Consider the following 22,820-nt stretch of genomic DNA (forward strand, 5'->3'; position numbering starts at 1 on the left):
GCTACATTTGTCTATATTGCAGTGCTTCCGCAATGTGGCTCGCGGTGATGTTGTCTGAGCTGTCAAGGTCGGCAATTGTGCGCGCAACACGGATGACTTTGAAATAGCCGCGCGGACTCAGCTTGAGCGCATCAGACGCTTTTCTGAGTAAAATAGTTGATTCGTTGTTAAGTTTTGCAAATCGTGAAATTTCTCTATTTGTTAGATTATTGTTGTATTTGCCACTACGGTTATATCTGTTATTTTGAATATTTATCGCATTTTGAATCATTTTTTTCGCCAAAGATTGTTGATTTTTTGACGACGAATTTGAGGATAATAGTGAATCGTTTGATATGCGCGATACGTGGACGGTGAGATCAATACGATCAAGCAGGGGTCCAGAAAGGCGTTTTTGATAATGTTCAATTTGAGTTACCGAACAGGTGCATTCTCGTGCGGTATCGCCATAGTACCCGCATGGACATGGGTTCATTGTCGCGACAAGCATAAAATTAGCGGGGTAGGTAGCTCGTCCTCCAGATCGAGTGACAGTGACAATATGATCTTCAAGCGGCTGGCGAAGCGATTCAAGCGTCGATCGGGTGAACTCTGGTATTTCATCAAGATATAGAACGCCGAGGTGAGCAAGGCTTATTTCGCCGGGCTTAGGGCGTGGTCCACCGCCCATAAGCGAAGTGCGGCTTGCGGTATGATGCGGCGATCGAAATGGTCGCGTCGTGATGATATTGTCAGTCGCTGATCCTTCAAGGCTATATAGCTTTGTCACCTCAAGCTGTTCGTTGATTGACAATGGCGGTAAAAGACTTGGTAGTGTTTTTGCGAGCATTGATTTACCAGCGCCGGGTGTGCCAGAAAGCAGCAGGTTGTGGTGGCCTGCGGCTGCGATAACGAGTGCTCTTTTTGCTTGCTCTTGACCGAGAATGTCGTCAAGCGTCGTGCTGTCGTTTGATGTGCTGTTGTGATGAACGGGTGATGCTGTGCGCTGTATGGGCGTGATAAGCGATTCTTTTTTCAGGTGTAGATATAACTGTTTTAATGAATCAACAGGTATAATTGTAATGTCGGCAACAAGCGCTGCCTGTTCGGCATTTTTTGTCGGAAGATATATTGTTTTTACATGAGCGTTTCGTGCAATTTCGATAATGCTAATTGCGCCAGAAGTGGGACGAATAGATCCATCAAGTGCAAGTTCGCCGGCAAAAAGGCTATTAGCTATATCCGTTTGCGCCAGCTGCCCGCTTGATAGCAGAATTGCTAGGGCAATCGGAAGGTCATAGTGCGTGCCATCTTTGGGAAGCTCGGCGGGCGCGAGATTAACAGTGATGCGCTTAGCTGGATATTCAAGTAAGGAATTTGATATGGCGCTTTTGACTCGCTCTTTTGCTTCGTCGATCGCTTTGTTGCCGAGCCCGACAATTTGTATGCCCGGCAAGCCTTTTGTCGCGTCGCTCTCAACCTCCACAACACTACCATCAAAGCCAATAGGCGCAGCAGTTAATACTTTCGCAAACATACCCATTTACATAAAGTTAACCATATTGCTTTTGGTATGTAAATAGTGGTATAATAGGACAAACGCGGGGCTGATATAGCGTTCGACATTTGGACTTTAACAGGCTGTTTTGCGTACCGATTTCTGACGTAATCAGAATTAGTAATTGCAACATTTGCAAAGAAAGCAAAAGCATTTGTCGCATCATTGATGCCGAAGCAAACTGCTTTTGCGCTTGCTGCGTAATATACTGCAGCCATGCTTAGTTCCGATGCTTGCTAGAAACTAAGTGTGTCATATTCTGCAAGATCGATTCATACGCATCCGCTTGAGTGCGGTGAATTTAAATTTTTCAGCTCGTAGTAGTTGTATGTTTGTTTGGCTTCCGGGCAGCTACTGTGGTTATTGTAAAAACCAAACTATGTGCGTAGACGAACAGCGTGTTACCAAATGGACCCGGGGGCGGTACCCGGCAGCTCCACCATGTAAGATTAGCGACCAATTGGGTCGTATTTTTTATTGCGTGGAATTAAAAACAACCACCTGCGAGTAGTGGTTGTTTTATCGTGGAGTTTTCGGAAATATGTTTATTTTTGGTTCTTGCACAATTTTTTTGCTCAAGAACTACCCCTATAATATGACGGAAAAGTGCTTGTGTCAATAACTTTTTGGAATTTAATCAAGTAAAAAATACCACAAATTATAGCAGCTGTTCTTGGTGTGATTTTGAAACTTTATTTCTAGGGCGGGGCGAGGACGGCGACAGTGATAATTAACTGATACCTATCTTCATAATGAGAAAAATGTTAGCATCTCGGTTGTGCTATAGGTTTGAGGATTGGATTGATTGTGTACCAAAAATGATAGTTTCTTGATTTCATATTCAAAAAGCGACACCTATTTTTGTACGATGAAAATCTATAGGATCCTCTCGGTATTCTGTCGTTTGAGACAATAATCTAATATAGAGGAGTTCACTGACTCATGCTTATACTACTCGGAAATGCTTAGTAAAATTAATCTGGAAAAGTTTAAGTAGAGTAGCAGTCTATGTTTAAACTTTTATCGTAACCACGCCTGCTATATCAGAAAAGCTTGTCTTCAAAGTATGGTAATATCGCAAACTCAATAACATCAAAGCTAAAAGGCTACTACTATATATTCAACAAGACTGTAAGTCCAGAACAAACCAGGAGGGCAGAGGGGATCAACTAGGAGGTATTAGGGGAGAACGTTGGATAAGTAAATATCCCAGAAACAGCCAGATCAGCACCTAGCGTATGGCTATTGGGAGGGACGCTGTGCGAGAAAAGCTATAGCGGTTACCTGGTCATGTTTGCTGAGAGAGGGGTGGTCGGATTGGGGTTTTGTATAAAAAGTCATCAAAGAGAGAAGAGAGAATGATAAACGCGTCCTTGCTCGTCTATCAAAGTATTTGAAGCCGAAGCATCATGTTAGAGATAATGGCTTTGAAGTGAACGACTATAAATAAGGCTATAAAATCTTAAAAAAAGATATCGGCGAAAATACCTACTTCGCTTCGTCCGGACGCTCCTGGGGCAAGTTGCAACGAAAACTTCAATTGACTCAATGAGGACTATTGCATCATTTTTTCGAAACGGATACGTTTTAGTAGTTGCCGAGCAGTAGGTTGACTCTACGAACGATCTGCTTAATATTAGACATAAAAACGACATCTGCGGATGCAGCAAAACAGACTGTGTTTTTGCCGCATAAATATGAGTGTTTTCGCTTCAATGTACAGCGTACGTGGCGCTAATGTTTTTTTTGATTTGTATATAGTAGCGATATTGTTGTGTACGAAAATAAATCAACATAGAATGCAATCCGTCTTGTGCGCTTTGCTGAAGAATAGGTCGCGTCGCGTGTGCACTAGTTTTTGATAGACGTTTATTATTAAGGCATGTCTTAATGTAGCTAGGATCTATGGCATGCAAGCTCATCGGGTCGCGCAAGGGCTAAGGACCGGCACAGATGGATGTGAACTCGAACTAAATTCCATATTTATTGGACATAATATGGCAAAGTTGTGTGAGTTGATCGTTCTTTGTTTGATCGATTATTTTCTTAAAAATATATAGGAGCGTCACCAACCTTGACGCCTTACGACTCTGCTTTTTGTTCTACTAAAATAAGCATGATACCTGCTAGTAGAAGTAAAATGTTTCGTTGTAAAATAAACAAATATCTCTCTAAGTAGTGTAAAATGGTTGAATAAACGACAGAAATTTTCTTATTGTTGTTAATTTAGCTATATGTAGGTTAATCTAATACAAATAACACAAAACAGGGGTAATATTGATGAATATAATACAACATAGTAAATATATCTACGAATTTAATACCGAATATATTGACGTATGGCGTTGTTTGTGCTAATATTGAAACATAGCTTTGACAAAAACAAAAAAGCGACAAACATTAACAATTTAAAAATACAACACCTTGTGAAAGTTACGTTGTGCGACGGAAACTAGGTGGCAGCACAGATGCTATTTTATGAACGTTCTGTGAAGAAATTTTTCATAAAATAAAGTTCGTATTTTATACGATACGTGATACCACCTAAGCTCCGCCGGGATATGCATCCTTGGCGTTGTAGCGCGCGAAAGCTTGAGCGCTGCGCACCTGATAAATCCTTGACGAAGCGATCGTCGGCGAGAATCAGGTGCGTAGATAATAGACTCGCAATCGCAAGACTAGATGCTCGCGTCACGCGAGCGGTCAATTAGGCTATAAGCAGCTAGCGGCGACCCTAATAGTTGTTTAGAAAGGTGTTTCGTTTTTTTCGCGAAACTGCTTATATGCCTTTAAGGGCGGTGGTATCATAATATTATGTTGAAACGCATAGTAGCTTTTATGACGGTTTGTTCAATCGTCGGGGTTCTCGCCATCATGCAGTCGTCTACTCCTTCGCATTCAAGCCCATTGATTATATTGTTGGTATTTCTACTTTTATACGTGTCGGTATGTGGAGCGTTGACATTTTTGCTATATGGCGTACGGCTTGCTGTCGTGCGTATCAGTAAGGGCAAATTGAATGATCACACTAGCACTCTTTTCTCTCGGTCAATCGCATACGGGAGTGTTTTGGCGTTCTCGCCGATTATTCTTGTGGCCGTGCAATCTATCGGCGGGCTGAAGTTGTATGAAATTATACTCGTTGTTGTGTTTGAGACGGTGGCAATATTCTATGTTTATAAACAGCAGTAAACCTTTGTAAGCGCTAGTAATATTGGTTGCTCTTATGGTATAATTTAACAGATATGGAACCTAGGCAGCAGGAACAATTAGCGCCAACTGGCGAAATTCAGCCGACAGCGTCTCAATATGAGGCGGGTGCGGCGCAAAATTCTCCTGAAGTGGCGCAGAGCGGTGTTGAAAATCGCCGTGAGATTGGGTCTGTTCGGGCGGAAGCAGTTCAAGCTGCGATGGCAGCAGCTCCTGCGCTTCCTACTCCGGTATTGTCTGCGCAGTCGGATAATAATGCGGGCGCTGTGGACGATACGACGGTTATGCTAGCGAACGATGACGATCTGATTGAGAAGGAATGGGTTGATAAAGCGAAGAAGATTCTAGCTGAGACGAAAGATGATCCATATCGGCGCGAGTACGAAATAAGTAAGCTGCAAATAGAGTATATCAGGCAGCGCTATGGGCGAGTGATAGGGCAGGCGGAAGATTAGTATGGGGGCAGAGTGGGCGCACTAATAGTACTTTTTGTTACAGCGGCATTGATTGCGGCTGGTGCAACAGTTATATTTTTCGTGTATCGCGGCACATTGCGTGAAGCAAAGAATTACGAGCGCGGATTGAAGATGGTGCCGATTTTAATTCATCTGCCACCGGCGAGCGACGACATTGCAGGTGAAAATCGCGACAAGCGCGACTTGACCGAAGAGGTGTTGTCGCAGGCGCAAGTGATGTATAACATTATTGCGAGTACTGCTACGAAAGGATTTAAGAGCCGAATCTATGGTCAGCGTCATTTATCGTTTGAAATCGTGGCGCGCGACGGACTTGTGTATTATTACGCTGTCGTACCAACGGTCCTTACGAGCGTTGTGCGCCAGGCGGTGGCAGCGGCATATCCATCAGCGCGACTTGAAGAGGTAACGGAGCACTCGGTGTTTAGTAAAGTGGGAAAGATGAGCGGGACGATTGGCGGTGAATTTACGCTTAAGAAGCATTACTCATATCCGATTGCAACTTATATGGAGTCGAAGCGTGATGCGTCGCGTGCTTTGCTGAATGCGATTTCGGCAGCAGGACGTGAAGATGGCATTGGGCTGCAATTTTTGATTCGCCCAGCGCGCGACAACTGGTCGAAGGTCGCTGTGTCAATGGCTGAGAAAATTATTAAAGATAAACAGAATGGCAAGAAGTCTCCGCTTGGTTCGTTTTTCTCGCCAAACGAATTGATGGAGGCGCTATGGAAACCACCGACTGGATCGACTGACGGCAATAAAGGTCCCGGCGAAGAGAATAAGCAATTAAATGCAGTTGAGCAGGCAACGGTTGAGGCTATTCAAGAAAAAACGCGGTACCCTGGCTATGAGGTTTTGGTTCGCGTGGTCGTGTCGTCGAATACAGCGGCACGTTCGCAGGGTGTTTTGAAAAATATTGTTGCAGCGTTTGCATTGTTTGACTCGCCAACGTTTAATGGCTTTAAATTTAACCTATCAAAGAATATTGAAGAGCTAACCTCATCGTTTATCTTTAGGTTCTTTCCGCAACAGGTTAACCAGAATATATTGAACAGTGTAGAGCTGGCAACGCTTTTTCATCTGCCGGATCAAAACAGTATACCTACATCGCAAGTGAAGCGGCAGATGAGCAAGCAGGTTGATGGTCCGACGCAAGTCATGGAGACGGGGCTATTGCTTGGCTATAACGAGTTTCGCGGCGTGAAAAAGCCGATTCGTTTGAGTGATAAAGACCGTCGCCGTCATATACATGTGATTGGTCAGACTGGTGTTGGAAAGTCTGTATTGCAAGAGAATTTGGCATATCAAGATATGCTAGATGGCCGTGGCTTTGCGTTCGTTGATCCGCACGGTGACTCAGCAGAGGCACTCTTAAGCAAAGTGCCGAAGGAACGCGTTGAGGATGTTGTTTATTTTAACCCAAGTGACATGGATAATCCGATCGGATTGAATATGTTTGAGTTTGACCACCCCGACCAAAAAGACTTTTTGGTGCAGGAGGCGATTGGGATGCTATATGGACTGTATGACCCTGGACATACGGGAATCGTTGGTCCACGTCTTGAACATATATTCCGAAACTGCGCGTTGCTACTGATGAGCGATCCGGGCGGTGGTACGTTTATTGATATTCCAAAATTGCTTATCGATGATGCATTTATGAAGAGTAAGCTGAAGTATGTTACCGACCAACAAGTGCTTGACTTCTGGACGAAAGAGTTCCCGGCGTCGCAGCGGTCAAGCGAAGCGGGTGAAGTTATTAGCTGGGTCGTATCAAAATTTGGGCCATTTATCTCTAATGATGCGATGCGAAATATTATCGGGCAAAAGAAGAGCGGATTTAATTTTGCGGATATTATGAATAATCGTAAAATTTTGCTCGCAAACTTGTCAAAAGGAAAAATGGGAGATTTGAACTCGAAACTCCTTGGTATTATTTTTGTGATGAAATTTCAGGCGGCGGCGATGGCCCGCGCAAATATACCAGAGGAAGAGCGCAAAGATTTTACGTTGTATGTCGACGAGTTCCAGAACTTCGCGACCGATAGTTTTGAAACGATCCTTAGCGAAGCGCGTAAGTATCGGTTGAGCTTGGTACTTGGCAATCAGTTTATGACGCAGTTGCAGGAAAGCTTGCGTGAGGCAATTTTGGGTAACGTTGGTACGACGATCACTGGGCGTATTGGTATTACCGACGCGGAGATTATGGTAAAGCGCTATACTCCGGTGTTTGATGCGGAAGATTTGACGAAGTTGCCGAATTTTGAGTCGGTTTGCGTGGCGCAGATAGAAGGTGTGCCTTCGGCGCCGTTTAGTATGAGCTGGGTTCCGCCCATGGGGCAGAGCAATCAGCAGCTTGGTGATGCGCTGAAGCGGTTGTCTGCAGTGAAATACGGACATCCGCGTGCGCAGGTGGAACGAGAAATCTTCGAGCGGCTCAAAACAGCAGATGCTGCGCAGTCCGGACCGAAGACGGGAAGAGCAGGTATGGTTTCATCCGCTGGGGCGAAGCCTGGTGGTGTTGGCGCGCCAAAGTCTGGCGGCTCGTCATTTTTAGACGAGTGGCTTGCCAAGCGTAAGCAGATGACAGGAGGGAGCGGGCGCTCACCGGTAGCGAGCGCTGCGAGTGCTGCGGGCAAAATGATGTCGCCACAGCCGGTCGCTTCGCCAGTGAGTCCGTCTCCAGCGGCCGCTTCTGGGGCAATGAGTAATCCATTCCAATCAGGTACAACTTCGGGAGTGAGCGGCTCTCCGTCTACTAACCAGTCGGCGACTCAATATGGCAATAGTAATATACCTCCGCAGCAAATGCCGCGTCCCGGGTTGGTAAATCAGCCGCCAGCCTCTCTATCGCAACCGGCGAGTAGTCTAATGCCTACGTCAGATACCGCTAGCTTACGAGACAATTTCAATACTGTCACGCCGCCCCCTGTGTCGCAAGCTGGGATGACAGTATCGTCGCCACAACAACCATTGCAGCGGTCGTCTGATGGGCGTATAGACGCAATATCATCCCGCCAGGACGATGAAGTGACGATAAAATTGCGGTAGTTTACCGATGTAAAGGCAGTAAACCTGTAAGAGTTTTTAAGGATAGAAGACGAAAAAGCGCAACTATAGAATCAGTCTACCTTGCGAAAGATAATTTCCTAGGATTTTTAGTCTGGCACCCTACCTATCTTTACCAATAATGAGTAGCCGGAAATAGTCGTAGACGAGCCCGACGACCCACCCAAGACCAAAAGCAGCAATCGTTTCAGTGCCTGATAATTGGTAACCGTATGCGCGCGCTACGAGATAGGTGATGAGCACGAGAACGAACGAGCAAACGGCTCCTGACAAAATAGCGTTTGGTCGCGCAACAGAATTACCGACAACTTCGCTAGTCTTTTCGACGGCTTTGTTATGAATAATTTTGCTGAAGGTGCGACTTGGCGCTGACATGTGAGATTGCACTTCGTCCATCGTTTTTGCGAACGCTTTTTCCCGTTCCTGTTTAGAGATTGGTCCTTTACGTCGTTCGGCTGGTGATGGTTCGCTCTGCTCTGTCTCTTTGCGATTCTCTTTTTCGGCTTTTGCAACAGCCTCAAGCGTCTCGCGGCGCGCGTTTTCAAGCCTTTCTGCTTTACTTTCACGAGTCGATTCTCGTTCACGGTTCTCGCTCGTAGCTTCGTGCTGCTCGGCGGCGAGCTCGCGTAACCCGTTTAATGACTCTCTTTTTTCGGTTGATCCTGGTAACTTTTCGTTGTTCATATACCACCCCCTTGTTCTGAATATGTGTTAAATTGTGCCAGTATTAAAGTCGCGGCGTATTAAGCGTACTTCTTTTTTCAGCTGACGCGAGCGTGCGTAGAAGAATGTAACGACGGCGAATATAATTGCTGCGAATGCGATGTTCTCGTTGGGACCAGTATGCGGCAGCTGGGCGACAACTGACTCAACTTTCTTTTGGACAGGGCAATCGACGTTGATATTGACAGTGTTTCCGAACGTGTTTGTCATGACGCAGTCGTAGGAATTTGGGTTGCCTGTGCCAGCGCCTTTTGCAGCGATCGTGCTCGCGAGTTTTACGCTAAATATGCGCGTTTGTGTTTCGCCTGGTTTCAATGTTACTTTTGGCCATGTCAGCAGTGTTTTTGTCGCGATTCCGTCCGATGAATTGTCGTCTGTAAGCGTGCCGCCACCGGTGTTTTCTAAGCTTGCATATTGCAAAACGTCGGCTAGATCCTCCTTGATCGTATATTCTGTCGCTTTTAGCCCTTTGTTGGTGACGTTAATTTTGTATACAATCTGATCAGTGGCCTTTGCTGCAATCGTTGTGGCATCGGTGTTGTTCTGTGACGTATTTTGTGCGGTCTTGGTTTGAATAATTTCAGCATTACATTTTGCATCGTTGATCCAAATCGTTGAGTCACCGGGACATGGCTGGCAGTTTGGGTCTGTTTTGAGTAGGGCTGGGTTCTGCGGGCACTTTGCTGGCGGGGCGATTGTAAAGCCTTTGGTACACCCAGCACTCGTTCTATCGCCAAGTGATGTCTTGATTGTTAATTTGACCGAGTAACTGCCGGGGGTTTTCTCCGTATAAGTTGCGACACTTGAACTACTCTCTATCGTCTTAACCAGTGTGTTATCGCGATATACCTGGAATATATACTTTGAAATCGTTGCGCCATCCGTAACAATCCCGCTGCCAGTGAATTGATAGGTATCTCCGTTCTTTTTGATGTCAAGTGCTGAGCACGTTGAGGTTGGGTTTTTAGGTGGCGTTGAACAGTTAGGATAGGTTCCCACTTGACCTGGAGGGCACGCTGGTCGCGGCGGGATAGTAAACGTGATTAAGTTGCCGCACGAGCGCATAATGCCGAACCATAAGCCAGTTGACGAGGACCGCCCGACGTAGGCAGAATAAGAACCGCTATTTCCCCAAAGTCGTTGTGGTCGGTAATAAAATGTACGCGTGCCACCGCTCGTTTTCACGGTATAACTTCCTTCGCCGCTTGAAGCACCAAAAACAGGCTTCATGCCCCAGGAATACAACCCTTCGCTGCTGCGGTGATATTCTAAATTACCAGTTGCCCGTTGGATGTCGGCGCGAGAAATGCCAATAGCGGTATACAGATCGCGAATGTTGTTGACGTTCTGGTCGTAGCTGGACATGACGGCGCTTGGCGTGTGAGTGCCGCCGTATACCATGTCAGTCGCATCGGCTGCGCTTGCTGGTTCTGGCGCTTGAAGCATTGTAAATGACTGGACAATAAGCGCAAGGGCGGTGAATATAAGCCCAAGGCGGCGTGTTGTCTCTTCTTTTCTCAGACGCTTAGCATAAAACCCTAGTTGTCCGACGAGTGCAGGGCTAAATGAAAGGTTTGATACGAGCTTTCTAAACATAGTGCAACCTTTTTGTGTTAAAATTTCCGAGATAAATCTCTTTTGACTATTAGTTTAGCATATGCGTTTATAGATAGCAATAACTTGAATGAACAATTTTTTTTATGGTATAATCGGTGTAGAAATGAATAATCTGAGTTGACAGTAAGCGAGGGAGATTCCATATGGCTAAACAAAAAGACGACGGTTCTTATGATGGTTCGCAAATTCAGGTCCTTGAAGGTCTTGACCCGGTTCGCAAGCGCCCAGGCATGTACATTGGAAGCACGGGTTACGACGGTGTTCATCATTTGATTAAAGAAATTGCCGACAACTCTATAGACGAAGCAATTGCTGGTCACGGCACACGTGTTGACGTGCGAATCCTTGAAGATGGTGGTATTACGATTACCGATGACGGGCGCGGTATCCCGGTAGATAAGCATCCGAAAACTGGTTTGAGTACGCTTGAGACAGTATTGACTGTGCTACATGCTGGCGGTAAGTTTGGCGGCGGCGGTTATAAGGTTTCGTCTGGATTGCATGGTGTTGGCTCAAGCGTGGTGAATGCTTTGTCGAGCCGAATGATCGCTGAAGTCGCAAAAAACGGTTCAATATATCGAATTGAATTTGAGCGGGGCAAAACAGTCGTGCCGTTTAAGAAAAGCCGTTTGACAGACGAGAATTGGACGCGCGGCACGCGGATTACGTTTTATCCCGATCCTGAAATATTCAAAGAAACGACGAAATTTGACTATAGATGGGTCGTGAGTTATCTTCGCCATCAGGCCTATCTGACAAAAGGCGTGTATGTAACGGTTTATGATGAGCGCACCAAAGAGCGCCAAGCGTTTTATTTTGAGGGGGGCATTCGCAGTTATGTGAAGAACCTCAACGTCGGCAAGGATGTTCTTGGTAACGAAATTTTCTACGTTGAAAAGCAGGTTGACGATTCAATGGTTGAAGTAGCAATTCAGTATAATGATTCCTACGTTGAGACAGTGAAACCGTTCGCAAATAACGTGTTAACTCCAGATGGCGGTACGCATTTAGCTGGTTTTCGGTCGGCGCTCACGCGCGTTATAAACGATTATGCGCGTAAAAACAATCTGCTAAAAGAAAAGGAAGATAATTTATCTGGCGATGATATTCGCGAAGGTTTGACGGCGGTGATTTTAGTGAAGCTGCCCGATCCGCAGTTCGAAGGCCAGACGAAAAATAAGCTTGGTAATCCAGAGGTGCGGCGGTATGTCGAACAGGTGATGAATGAATACTTTGCGTATTTTCTGGAAGAGAATCCAGCGGTTGCGAAGAAAATTGTCAATAAAGCGTTGCTTGCAGCCCGAGCGCGCAAAGCAGCCCGAGCCGCACGCGATAACGTGATTCGCAAAGGTGCGCTTGATGGCGCTAGTCTACCTGGTAAGTTAGCAGACTGTTCAAGTAAGAATCCAGCTGAGTGCGAGCTCTATATCGTTGAGGGTGATTCGGCTGGCGGCTCGGCGAAGACGGGGCGCGATAGTCGTACGCAGGCGATTTTGCCGCTGCGAGGCAAGGTTCTGAACACTGAACGGGCTCGTCTTGATAAAATGTATGCAAATCGCGAGATACTAAGCTTGATAAAGGGCATGGGTGTCGGTATTGGCGATGCGTTTGACATGCGCGGCTTGCGTTATCATCGTGTTGTGATTATGACCGACGCTGACGTTGACGGTAGCCATATCGCGACGCTGCTTATGACATTCTTCTTCCGGTATATGCGTCCGGTCGTTGAAGGTGGTTATATCTATCTCGCAAAGCCGCCATTATTTAAGTTGAAGCTATCGCAGCATAAACAGGAGTATTTGTATAATGAGGAAGCGCTTGATGCGAAGTATCAGGAATTGATTGCTGCTCGCAAAGAAAAAGGCGTCGCGATTGATCCGAGCGAGCCGCTCGTTCGACAAGCAGGGTTGAGCGAGTCGTCGTTACAACGCTACAAAGGTCTTGGTGAGATGGATGCTGATCAGTTATGGGAAACAACAATGAACCCGGAAAATCGTGTTTTGGTGCAGGTTCGGCTTGAAGATGCAGAGCGTGCTGATGCGATTTTTACTAAACTGATGGGTAATGAGGTCGAGGTGCGCAAAAACTTTATTCAAGCAAATGCAAAGAAAATGAGTCTTGAGGAATTGGATGTCTAATATGAACGAAGATAGTGCAATGCAGCAACAAGAACATAAACCGGTAGAGGGCGAGGTGCTGACGCAGACTGACCATAGCCATTCAAAGACTGTTGAAATTCGTACCGTTGAAGATGTCATGGAAGACAATTTCCTGCGGTATTCAATGTCGGTCATCGTTGATCGTGCGCTGCCTGACGTGCGCGACGGCATGAAGCCGGTGCATCGTCGTATCGTGTATGTGATGGATAAAATGGGCATTGGTCCGGCCTCAAAGACAGTTAAGAGCGCTCAGATCGTCGGTGAAGTGATGGGTAAATATCATCCGCATGGCGACTCGTCGATCTATGATGCAATGGTGCGTATGGCGCAGGATTGGGTTGGGCGCTATCCGCTTGTGCAAGGCCAGGGTAACTTTGGCTCTATGGATGGGGATCCGCCGGCTGCAATGCGTTACACTGAAGCAAAAATGACGCGTGTGTCCGAGGCGCTTTTGGCGGATATTGACAAAGAAACGGTTGATTTTCGCGATACATACGACGCGACGCATCAAGAGCCTGTTGTATTGCCAGCGAAGTTGCCAAATCTGCTGCTTAACGGGCAAGTTGGCATTGCTGTTGGTATGGCAACAAACATTCCGACACACAACCTCGGCGAGATCGTTGACGCAACGGTAGCGTTAATTGATAATCCAGAGGCAACGCTTGACGACTTAATGAAGTATATTAAGGGTCCTGACTTTCCAACAGGGGCGGTTGTGTATGGCGGTGCGCCAATGCGCCAGGCGTATGCGACCGGTCGCGGCAGCGTGACGATTCGTGCAGTGGCAAATATTGAGGAAGCAAAGCGCGGACGCCATCAAATTATCGTAACAGAGATGCCTTACGGTGTTAACAAGGCGACGCTTATTGAAAAAATTGCTGATCTAGTACATGACAAGAAACTCACGACAATCAGCGATCTGCGCGACGAATCGGCGCGTGGTAGCGTTCGCGTAGTGATTGAGCTAAAAAAGGATGCATATCCAAAGAAAGTATTAAATCAGCTCTATAAACTAACGGCGTTACAGACGAATTTCCATTACAATATGCTAGCGCTTGTTGAGACGGGTACGAATCCAGTGGCATTGCAGCCGCGAGTGCTTGGTCTGCATGATATCCTGCATGAATTTATCAAGCATCGCCAAAAAGTGGTGCGGCGGCGTACGGAATATGAACTGCGCAAGGCAAAAGAGCGGGCGCATATTTTAGAGGGCTACAAAATTGCGCTTGATCATATTGATGAAGTAATTCGAACGATTCGCGCCAGCAAGACACAAGATGAGGCTGAAAAGGCGTTGATTGAGAAATTTGGTTTGAGCGTTATTCAAGCAAAGGCAATTCTTGCGATGCAACTGCGTCGTTTGACAGGCCTAGAGCGCGAAGCGATTGAGAATGAGCTGGCTGAACTGCGTAAGAAAATTGCATATTTCGAAAAAGTCTTAGCGGATGAGAATGAAATTTTGCGCATTATTAAAGAAGAACTTCTTGAGATTAAAGAGAAATATGGTGATGAGCGTCGTAGTAAAATTATCAACACAGAAGTTGGTAAGTTCAGTGATGAGGAATTAATCCCAGAAGAGGATACTGTTGTATTGGTAACAACAGAAAATTACATTAAGCGGACACTCGCGAGCGACTATCGCCGCCAAAACCGCGGTGGTAAGGGTAAACGCGGCATGACGACAAAAGAGGAAGATGTTATTGATCAGCTTGTGCCGGCCAGTACGCACGATTGGCTGCTGTTCTTCACGAATAAAGGCCGCGTGTTCCGCCTCAAGGCGTATGAGGTGCCGGCAGCGAGTCTTGCGGCTAAAGGCGTTGCAGCGGTTAACCTGCTTCAATTGCAGCCTGAAGAGAAAATTACATCAATCATTAACCTCGCGAAAGATGCGGGAAGTGATGGCTATTTGTTCATGGCGACAACTAAGGGTACTGTAAAAAAGACAGCAGTTTCTGACTACGCAAATATTCGAACAAACGGGTTGATCGCGATAAATCTAGATGATGGCGATGAACTGCGCTGGATTAAACAGACTGACGGTAAAAGTGATGTTATTATATCAACATCTGCCGGTCAAGCGGTGCGGTTTAACGAAGAAGAGTGCCGACCAATGGGGCGAGCGGCGCGCGGCGTGCGCGGCGTGCGGCTGCGTCCAAATGATAGCGTAGTTGGCATGGATGTTGTAACATCAGCAGATCAAACGCTCCTGGTCTTGAGCGCAAATGGCTATGGAAAAATTACGAAAGTAGCGAATTTCCCGAGTCATAAGCGTGGCGGCGTTGGCATTAAGGCAGCGACAGTTACAGCAAAAACTGGTCCGATCGTTACTGTGCAAACGCTTGAATCAGACGCGGTTGAAGCGATTATTATCAGCCAGGGCGGGCAAACGATTCGTGTCGGGCTGGGCGACATACCAACGCTGGGGCGTACAACGCAAGGCGTGCGTGTGATGCGGCTTAGCGACGATGATAGCGTATCGTCAATCGGTATTATGCGCGATTCAGGAGAAGACGAAGGCTAGCGTGTAATATGACGATATCTCCATATTTAGTAGCGGTTGCTGTTGGATGGATTATTGCTCAAGGCGCTAAATATATTACGGCAGCGGTAAAAGCGCACAGTCTGCAGGTGTTTGATCGGCTGTATTTGTCCGGTAATATGCCAAGCGCACACAGCGCAACGGTTGTGTCAATTGCGACACTTATCGCGCTGCGAGATGGCGTTGATAGCGGGCTATTTGGTCTCGCAGTGGTTCTGGCGCTTGTTGTTATGTATGATGCTATGATGGTGCGCCATTCGGTTGGTGAGCAAGGAGCGGTTATTAAGCACATCTTGAAAGAGTCAAATATAGCAGTAAAAGAACCTCATGTAGCGGATGGACATACGCCGCTTGAAGTGATTGTCGGTGTGTGTATTGGTATGCTTGCCGGTATTGTTGTATTTTACACTACAAAATAGCCAAAAAACAGTGTTGACTTGCTAAAAAAATCGCGCTACAATGATGGACAGTCTAGTTGCGAGATGGAAGAAACTGTAGTTCTATTATGTAGTTAGGCGTAGTGCTATTTAACAATTTAATTGTGCAATAATCATCGTCAGTCTATTTTTGAGTAAGATAGACGTTTCAAATCAATGAAACATCTTTTATGGAGAGTTTGATCCTGGCTCAGGATGAACGCTGGCGGCGTGCCTAACACATGCAAGTCGAGCGGCAGCGAAGGGTGCTTGCACCCTGTCGGCGAGCGGCGGACGGCTGAGTAACGCGTGGGAACGTGCCCCAAAGTGAGGAATAACTGCCCGAAAGGGTAGCTAATACCGCATATTATCTTCGGATCAAAGGATTTATCCGCTTTGGGAGCGGCCCGCGTCGGATTAGGTAGTTGGTGAGGTAATGGCTCACCAAGCCGACGATCCGTAGCTGGTCTGAGAGGATGACCAGCCAGACTGGAACTGAGACACGGTCCAGACTCCTACGGGAGGCAGCAGTGAGGAATCTTCCACAATGGGCGAAAGCCTGATGGAGCAACGCCGCGTGCAGGACGAAGGCCTTCGGGTTGTAAACTGCTTTTATAAGTGAGGAATATGACGGTAACTTATGAATAAGGATCGGCTAACTACGTGCCAGCAGCCGCGGTCATACGTAGGATCCGAGCGTTATCCGGAGTGACTGGGCGTAAAGAGTTGCGTAGGCGGTTGTATAAGTGAATAGTGAAATCTGATGGCTCAACCATACAGGCTATTATTCAAACTGTACAACTCGAGAGTGGTAGAGGTCACTGGAATTTCTTGTGTAGGAGTGAAATCCGTAGATATAAGAAGGAACACCGATGGCGTAGGCAGGTGACTGGACCATTTCTGACGCTAAGGCACGAAAGCGTGGGGAGCGAACCGGATTAGATACCCGGGTAGTCCACGCCGTAAACGATGGATACTGGCTGTTGGAGGTATCGACCCCTTCAGTAGCGAAGCTAACGCGTTAAGTATCCCGCCTGTGGAGTACGGCCGCAAGGCTAAAACATAAAGGAATTGACGGGGACCCGCACAAGCGGTGGATCGTGTTCTTTAATTCGATGCTAAACGAAGAACCTTACCAGGGCTTGACATCCAGGGAAGGTCTGCGAAAGTGGACTGTGCCTTTTGGAACCCTGTGACAGGTGATGCATGGCCGTCGTCAGCTCGTGTCGTGAGATGTTTGGTTAAGTCCATCAACGAGCGCAACCCTTGTGTCTAGTTGTATTTTTCTAGACAGACTGCTTCGGTAACGGAGAGGAAGGAGGGGATGATGTCAGGTCAGTATTTCCCTTACGTCCTGGGCTAGAAACACGATACAATGGCTAGTACAATGCGCAGCGAAGCCGCGAGGTGAAGCAAATCGCACCAAAGCTAGTCCCAGTTCGGATTGGAGGCTGAAACTCGCCTCCATGAAGTCGGAATCGCTAGTAATCGCAAATCAGCAAGTTGCGGTGAATACGTTCCCGGGTCTTGTACACACCGCCCGTCAAACCATGAAAGTGACCAACACCCGAAGTCCGATTCGTCGGCCTAAGGTGGGGGGCATGATTGGGGTTAAGTCGTAACAAGGTATCCGTACCGGAAGGTGCGGATGGATTACCTCCTTTCTAGGGAGTAACGATGCCTGGTAGTTGAGAAATCATTACCAGAGCTAGGTCGGTCTCGTAAACATACTAAGCTTATGTGTTTACTATAGCCCTTTAGGGCGAGACAAAGCTTACGAAAAATCTCGAAAAGTCTGATAGATTATTGTACAATTAAGTTGTTAGAATAGTAAATAATAAAATAAGAGGTTCTAGATGACCTCTTATTTTATTTGTATGAACGCCAGGACAGATCTTATCTATTACCGCCGAAGAACAAACTGAAGAACGCGACTAGAAGCAGCTCGTGCAAGTTGACCATAACGACAATCCCGACGCCGCATGTAATCAACCCGCACAGTTGGTAACGGCTATAGCTGCCAACGCCCCCGCCAAACATATCGGCGAGCTGCCTGTGCCATAGCGTGACTGCACCGCCCGCGCACAAAATCATGAAACCGATAATAAATGATGTCCAGCTAAATGTATATGTCATATTTTTAGTATACCACTTGATATCGTAGTCTGCATAGAGTAAAATAATTAAAGTTCATGTACATTAAATATTTTACGGGGATATAGCTCAGTTGATTAGAGCACCTGCTTTGCAAGCAGGGGGTCCAGGGTTTGAGTCCCTGTATCTCCACCATAGGATCATGGGCGATTAGCTCAGCTGGTTAGAGCGCGTCACTGATAATGACGAGGTCGGAGGTTCAAGTCCCTCATCGCCCACCATGAACTGATTATCATACACCGTATGGGCGCTTAGCTCAGTTGGCTAGAGCACCTCGTTTACACCGAGGGGGTCGGGGGTTCGAGCCCCTCAGCGCCCACCATACAAACTGCCTCGCAAAAGTTAGCGGGGTTTTATTGACACAAAAGCATCCCGTCTGGTACTATATATGTATATAGGCGAATGTTCTTAGCTATAAGAACCTCTGGCGGTTGACGAATCAAATCGTGGAGAGGTGTTTTGGTAAGTCAAAATTACAACAACTTTTTCCAGTAGAAACTATAGACAAACAGCTATCTAAATGCTACGATGGATGAAGTTGGAAAACCACCACAGCTTGAACGTAGATTGTACGTGCGCCGGTTGTTATGACGCTGGTAAATGTGCGCTCAAGTATGACGGGAGGAGCACATGTTATTTAACAATTTAGTGATGTAAGAAAAGATTGACGGCACTAGGGTTGTGGATAACAATTACTAGTTAAGTCAATGCATAAAAAGGTACTCAAGGGCACTGTAGTGGATGCCTAGACGTATATTACCGATGAAGGACGTGGAAGACTGCGATAAGCTTCGGGTAGCTGTCAACAAGCTTTGATCCGGAGATTTCCGAATGGGAGAACCTAGCATGAGTAATGTCATGTTGCCTCGCGCTGAATACATAGGCGTGTAGAGCGGGAACCAACTGAACTGAAACATCTTAGTAGGTTGAGGAAGAGAAAGTAAATAACGATTCTCGGAGTAGTGGCGAGCGAAACGGGAAGAGCCCAAACCTTATAAGTTTTTGCCTGTTCGCAGGCAAATAAGCTGATAGGCGAATGCTTACAAGGGGTTGTGATATAACACACGACCAAGCCAGAGAACTTGAATTTTTTCGAGGTATCTGGTTTGCGACTACTGGCTATCAACGGTAGGTAAGGTAAGAAAACGGCGTGGTTAGCAGAATAGTTTGAATGGCTAGCCAAAGAACGTGAAAGCCGCGTATGCAAAAACGACGCTGACCTTATATGTGTTTTATCGAGTAGGACGGGGCACGAGAAACCCTGTTTGAATCTGGCTGGACCACCAGCCAAGGCTAAATATAATATACGATCGATAGTGAACTAGTACAGCGATGGAAAGGTGAAAAGAACCCCGGAAGGGGAGTGAAATAGATTCTGAAACTCAGTGCCTACAAGGAGTCGGAGCCCAGCTTGCTGGGTGACGGCGTGCTTTTTGTAGAACGATCCAGCGAGTTAATTTTTAGTGCGAGGTTAAGCCAGTTGGCGGAGCCACAGTGAAAGCGAGCCTGAATAGGGCGACAAGTACTAAGGATTAGACCCGAAACCGGGTGACCTAACCATGAGCAGGTTGAAGCCACTGTAACAGGTGGTGGAGGACCGAACCAGGATACGCAGCAAAGTGTTTGGATGACTTGTGGTTAGCGGTGAAATGCCAATCGAACTCGGAGATAGCTGGTTCTCCTCGAAACAGTTTTAGGACTGGCGTCATGTGGTAGCAGTCGGGGGTAGAGCTCTGTAAAGGACTGGGGGGAGCAATCCTACCCACCCTTAACAAACTACGAATACCGACTGTGGAATCATGGCAGTTAGAACGGCGGAGCTAAGTTCGTCGCTCGAAAGGGAAACAGCCCAGACCATCGTCTAAGGTCCCTAAATTTACGTTAAGTGGGAAACAAGGTGAAATTTCTTAAACAGCTAGGATGTTGGCTTAGAAGCAGCCATTCATTTAAAGAGTGCGTAACAGCTCACTAGTCAAGAGATTTTGCGTGGAAAATGTAACGGGGCTAAACGTAATACCGAAGCTATGGGTTCATACATTTGTATGGGCGGTAGAGGAGCGTTCCTATCAGCGGTGAAGCAATATTGTAAAGTATTGTGGAGCGTTAGGAAGTGAGAATGCTGGAATGAGTAACCATAAGAGGGGTGAGAATCCCCTCGGCCGTAAGAGCAAGGTTTCCTGAGCTATGGTAATCATCTCAGGGTTAGTCGGGCCTAAGCCGAGGCGCATAGCGTAGGCGATGGACATCAGGTTGATATTCCTGAACCGGCGTAGTTTGTACACTGTTCACGGAGAGATATTCGGAGCGGATTCATGGTATGTATTCGTCCAACCGAGCGGGAACGCAAAGGGAGTGAAAGTTACTCTACGGAGTGACGATTCTGAAAAAGGCTCTGGCTAGAAAAGCAGGTGTACGCGTGACTATGTCCGCCCGTACCGCAAACCAACACAGGTGCTCGAGTCGAGTAGACTCAGGCTTACGAGAGAACCTTCGCTAAGGAACTCGGCAATACAGCGACCGTAACTTCGGAATAAGGTCTGCCCCCACTTCGGTGGATATGTTGTCGGTTTCAAAGCTAGCGGGTGTGGTTGAAGAGTATCTTTAATACATCAATTCTTCTTGAGATAGAACCAATAGCTTTTGGAACTGAAGCTCAACGCATCTAACGATGTGGGGGCCGCAGCAAAAGAGCCCACGGAACTGTTTACCAAAAACACAGCTCTCTGCTAACACGAAAGTGGATGTATAGGGGGTGACTCCTGCCCGGTGCTGGAAGGTTAAGGGGAACGCTTTACGGTGTGAACTGAAGCCCCAGTGAACGGCGGCGGTAACTATAACCGTCCTAAGGTAGCGAAATTCCTTGTCAGGTAAGTTCTGACCCGCACGAATGGAGTAATCATGTGGGCACTGTCTCAGCGAAGGACTCGGTGAAAGTGCATTGGCGGTAAAGATGCCGTCTGTCCATACCAGGACGAGAAGACCCCATGGAGCTTTACTACAGCTTTACATTGAATACGGTTTCAACATGTGTAGCATAGGTGGGAGACGTTGAAGCAGATACGCTAGTATTTGTGGAGTCGCAATGTGAAATACCACCCTTGTTGTGATTGTGTTCTCACGCTGGCCGTTATCCGGTTAGCGGACCGTGTATGGTGGGTAGTTTAACTGGGGCGGTTGCCTCCTAAAGAGTAGCGGAGGCGTTCAAAGGTTGGCTAACTTCGGATGGAAATCGAAGTGATAGTGTATGCGCACAAGCCAGCTTGACTGTGAGGATCACAATCCAATCAGAGACGAAAGTCGGAGCAAGTGACCCGCTGTAAGTACTTTGTACAATGTATGTGGGAACGACAGCGCACACGGATAAAAGTTACCCTGGGGATAACAGGCTTATAGCGCCCAATAGTTCACATAGACGGCGCTGTTTGGCACCTCGATGTCGGCTCATCACATCCTGGAGGGGGAGCACCTTCCAAGGGTTCGGCTGTTCGCCGATTAAAGTGGTACGCGAGCTGGGTTCAGAACGTCGTGAGACAGTTCGGTTTATATCCGGTATGGACGTTAGGAAATTTGAGAGGATCTGCCCCTAGTACGAGAGGACCGGGGTGGACGTACCTCTGGTGTACGGATTGTAGCCACCTGCTGCATTGTCCGGTAGCTATGTACGGATCAGATAAGCGCTGAAAGCATATTAAGCGCGAAACTGACCTCAAGATAAGATTTCCCTATGAGGACACAGAGAGACTATCTGTTTGATAGGTGCAAGGTGGAAGTGTGGTAACATATGGAGCCGAAGCATACTAATAGTCCCATTGCCTTTTTATGTCCTTATCTACGGCGCGAATGTTTGCATTTGTATCGTAGATAAGGTAGACTTAACTAGTAATTGGTGTTCATGAGCACCACTGTCAATCTTTTACAAACCGGCTAAAAACGGACATCGAAGTAAGGGGTTTGGCCCACCAGCGAAGCTATACTGGGACCAAGCGCTTTAAACCCCTTTCTTCGGTGCCCATGGCGAGGAGGAAACACCTGTTCTCATTCCGAACACAGAAGTTAAGCTCCTCAGCGGCGATTATACTGCGAAAGTGGGAAACTAGCACGGTGCCGAATTATAAAAAGACCATCCGAATAGGGTGGTCTTTTTTGATTGGCGTGATTATCTACTGCCGCAAGATATAGAAAATTAACTAATTCAGAGAAAAACTATACATGATTTATAAACTATTTAATTTAGCAGAATCCGGATTTGGTGAGTCCTTAGTCTCTTAAGTATCGGAAATTTGCTCGCTAACTATAAGGACAACTCTTTTTAAGCTGCAGTGAGATTAATTTAAGTCTCGTCGTGTAAACCAAAAGTAAGCCCGAAAGGGGCTTACTGTATCATTCTCGAATCTCGCAGAAAACGAGAATTGTTGTGGTGAACCTTATGGTTTTTGATAAGATTCAAACAGGTGCATATCTATAATATCGCACCGGATGCATAAGTGCAATAGTTTTTATATCATAATTTTGTATTCTGTAACCATTGACAGTTTGAAGTGTTTGTGCTAAAATTAAATCATACATATAACATATGTGAGGTAAAGAGAGGGTTTTGGTAATCTTTTGTGAAGAGATTCCCGGGACCCTTTTTAATATATTGCCTACAGGGCAGGGAGGATTAGATATATGGCAGGAACAAAGGCAGGCGGCAAAAAAGCAGCACAGAAAAACTTAGCAAAAGACCCTAATTTCTACGCGAAAATTGGCGCAAAGGGCGGTCGCAACGGACGTACGGGCGGCTTCGCGGCAAATCCGGCGTTGGCGCGTATCGCTGGCGCAAAGGGCGGTCGTATTTCGCGGCGCGGTAAAAGCAAGAATGTAGCGCAAGACGACGCGACGCTTGCGGCGTAAATACATATCACTTGTATGAAAAATACC

At 46.6% G+C, this 22,820-nt stretch carries 11 protein-coding genes, 3 tRNA genes, 3 rRNA genes and 1 other RNA gene; 14 read left to right on the top strand and 4 right to left on the bottom strand.

Annotation, left to right across the window (positions count from 1 at the left end; genetic code table 11):
* Position 1: 1 nt before the first annotated feature.
* Positions 2–1,516: a YifB family Mg chelatase-like AAA ATPase gene (locus SEML1_RS00695; protein WP_376754146.1), complete on the bottom strand. Its 1,515-nt coding sequence runs from the start codon at positions 1,514–1,516 to the stop codon at positions 2–4.
* A 66-nt stretch (positions 1,517–1,582) separates the two neighbouring features.
* On the opposite strand from SEML1_RS00695, the gene ssrA reads away from it, so the two are divergent.
* From ssrA to SEML1_RS00715, 4 genes are all read left to right on the top strand, one after another.
* Positions 1,583–1,979, top strand: a transfer-messenger RNA (tmRNA) gene (gene ssrA, locus SEML1_RS00700).
* Positions 1,980–4,351: 2,372 nt separating this feature from the next.
* The gene (locus SEML1_RS00705) at positions 4,352–4,729 is read left to right on the top strand and encodes a hypothetical protein (RefSeq protein WP_376754147.1); all 378 of its coding nucleotides are present in this window, start codon (positions 4,352–4,354) and stop codon (positions 4,727–4,729) included.
* A 53-nt stretch (positions 4,730–4,782) separates the two neighbouring features.
* Entirely contained in the window at positions 4,783–5,202 is a 420-nt protein-coding gene (locus SEML1_RS00710; protein ID WP_376754148.1) for a hypothetical protein, read from the top strand.
* Between the two features lie 12 nt (positions 5,203–5,214).
* Positions 5,215–8,274, top strand: a complete 3,060-nt coding sequence (locus tag SEML1_RS00715; protein WP_376754149.1) for a TraM recognition domain-containing protein — start codon at positions 5,215–5,217, stop codon at positions 8,272–8,274.
* 120 nt (positions 8,275–8,394) lie between these two features.
* On the opposite strand, the gene SEML1_RS00720 is transcribed toward SEML1_RS00715, so the two are convergent.
* Both SEML1_RS00720 and SEML1_RS00725 read right to left on the bottom strand, forming a co-directional pair.
* Positions 8,395–8,976: a hypothetical protein gene (locus SEML1_RS00720; RefSeq protein ID WP_376754150.1), complete on the bottom strand. Its 582-nt coding sequence runs from the start codon at positions 8,974–8,976 to the stop codon at positions 8,395–8,397.
* 27 nt (positions 8,977–9,003) lie between these two features.
* Complete coding sequence (locus SEML1_RS00725) at positions 9,004–10,611, bottom strand: hypothetical protein (protein ID WP_376754151.1); 1,608 nt, start codon at positions 10,609–10,611, stop codon at positions 9,004–9,006.
* Between the two features lie 164 nt (positions 10,612–10,775).
* On the opposite strand from SEML1_RS00725, the gene gyrB reads away from it, so the two are divergent.
* From gyrB to SEML1_RS00745, 4 genes are all read left to right on the top strand, one after another.
* The gene (gene gyrB / locus SEML1_RS00730; RefSeq protein ID WP_376754152.1) at positions 10,776–12,770 is read left to right on the top strand and encodes a DNA topoisomerase (ATP-hydrolyzing) subunit B; all 1,995 of its coding nucleotides are present in this window, start codon (positions 10,776–10,778) and stop codon (positions 12,768–12,770) included.
* Position 12,771: 1 nt separating this feature from the next.
* Positions 12,772–15,312, top strand: coding sequence for a DNA gyrase subunit A (gene gyrA / locus SEML1_RS00735; RefSeq protein WP_376754153.1), 2,541 nt, complete (start codon positions 12,772–12,774; stop codon positions 15,310–15,312).
* Between the two features lie 8 nt (positions 15,313–15,320).
* Positions 15,321–15,749, top strand: coding sequence for a divergent PAP2 family protein (locus tag SEML1_RS00740; RefSeq protein ID WP_376754154.1), 429 nt, complete (start codon positions 15,321–15,323; stop codon positions 15,747–15,749).
* 185 nt (positions 15,750–15,934) lie between these two features.
* Positions 15,935–17,410: ribosomal RNA gene (locus tag SEML1_RS00745) — 16S ribosomal RNA — on the top strand.
* A 232-nt stretch (positions 17,411–17,642) separates the two neighbouring features.
* Here the strand turns inward: SEML1_RS00745 and SEML1_RS00750 are convergent.
* Positions 17,643–17,882 (bottom strand): hypothetical protein, encoded by a 240-nt coding sequence (locus tag SEML1_RS00750; protein ID WP_376754155.1) that lies wholly within the window; start codon positions 17,880–17,882, stop codon positions 17,643–17,645.
* A gap of 76 nt (positions 17,883–17,958) precedes the next feature.
* Between SEML1_RS00750 and SEML1_RS00755 the strand changes: the two genes are divergently transcribed.
* The 6 genes from SEML1_RS00755 to SEML1_RS00780 all read left to right on the top strand — a co-directional run bounded on the left by SEML1_RS00755 (position 17,959) and on the right by SEML1_RS00780 (position 22,793).
* Positions 17,959–18,035, top strand: a tRNA-Ala gene (locus tag SEML1_RS00755).
* Positions 18,036–18,044: 9 nt separating this feature from the next.
* Positions 18,045–18,121, top strand: a tRNA-Ile gene (locus tag SEML1_RS00760).
* A 24-nt stretch (positions 18,122–18,145) separates the two neighbouring features.
* Positions 18,146–18,222: transfer RNA gene (locus SEML1_RS00765), tRNA-Val, on the top strand.
* 390 nt (positions 18,223–18,612) lie between these two features.
* Positions 18,613–21,722 (top strand): 23S ribosomal RNA (locus SEML1_RS00770).
* A 179-nt stretch (positions 21,723–21,901) separates the two neighbouring features.
* Positions 21,902–22,010: ribosomal RNA gene (gene rrf / locus SEML1_RS00775) — 5S ribosomal RNA — on the top strand.
* Together the 16S, 23S and 5S rRNA genes with 3 tRNA genes alongside form the textbook arrangement of a ribosomal RNA operon.
* Positions 22,011–22,568: 558 nt before the next feature.
* Complete coding sequence (locus tag SEML1_RS00780; protein WP_376754156.1) at positions 22,569–22,793, top strand: con-10 family general stress protein; 225 nt, start codon at positions 22,569–22,571, stop codon at positions 22,791–22,793.
* Positions 22,794–22,820: the final 27 nt, after the last annotated feature.

The sequence above is a fragment of the Candidatus Saccharimonadaceae bacterium ML1 genome, from assembly GCA_030253535.1.
GTDB lineage: Bacteria > Patescibacteriota > Saccharimonadia > Saccharimonadales > Saccharimonadaceae > Saccharimonas > Saccharimonas epibionticum.

Coding starts and splice junctions, on each gene's coding strand:
- gyrA (WP_376754153.1), top strand. CDS start 12,772: ATGAACGAAGATAGTGCAATGCAGCAACAAGAACATAAACCGGTAGAG.
- gyrB (WP_376754152.1), top strand. CDS start 10,776: ATGGCTAAACAAAAAGACGACGGTTCTTATGATGGTTCGCAAATTCAG.
- SEML1_RS00720 (WP_376754150.1), bottom strand. CDS start 8,976: ATGAACAACGAAAAGTTACCAGGATCAACCGAAAAAAGAGAGTCATTA.
- SEML1_RS00705 (WP_376754147.1), top strand. CDS start 4,352: ATGTTGAAACGCATAGTAGCTTTTATGACGGTTTGTTCAATCGTCGGG.
- SEML1_RS00695 (WP_376754146.1), bottom strand. CDS start 1,516: ATGTTTGCGAAAGTATTAACTGCTGCGCCTATTGGCTTTGATGGTAGT.
- SEML1_RS00780 (WP_376754156.1), top strand. CDS start 22,569: ATGGCAGGAACAAAGGCAGGCGGCAAAAAAGCAGCACAGAAAAACTTA.
- SEML1_RS00725 (WP_376754151.1), bottom strand. CDS start 10,611: ATGTTTAGAAAGCTCGTATCAAACCTTTCATTTAGCCCTGCACTCGTC.
- SEML1_RS00740 (WP_376754154.1), top strand. CDS start 15,321: ATGACGATATCTCCATATTTAGTAGCGGTTGCTGTTGGATGGATTATT.
- SEML1_RS00710 (WP_376754148.1), top strand. CDS start 4,783: ATGGAACCTAGGCAGCAGGAACAATTAGCGCCAACTGGCGAAATTCAG.
- SEML1_RS00750 (WP_376754155.1), bottom strand. CDS start 17,882: ATGACATATACATTTAGCTGGACATCATTTATTATCGGTTTCATGATT.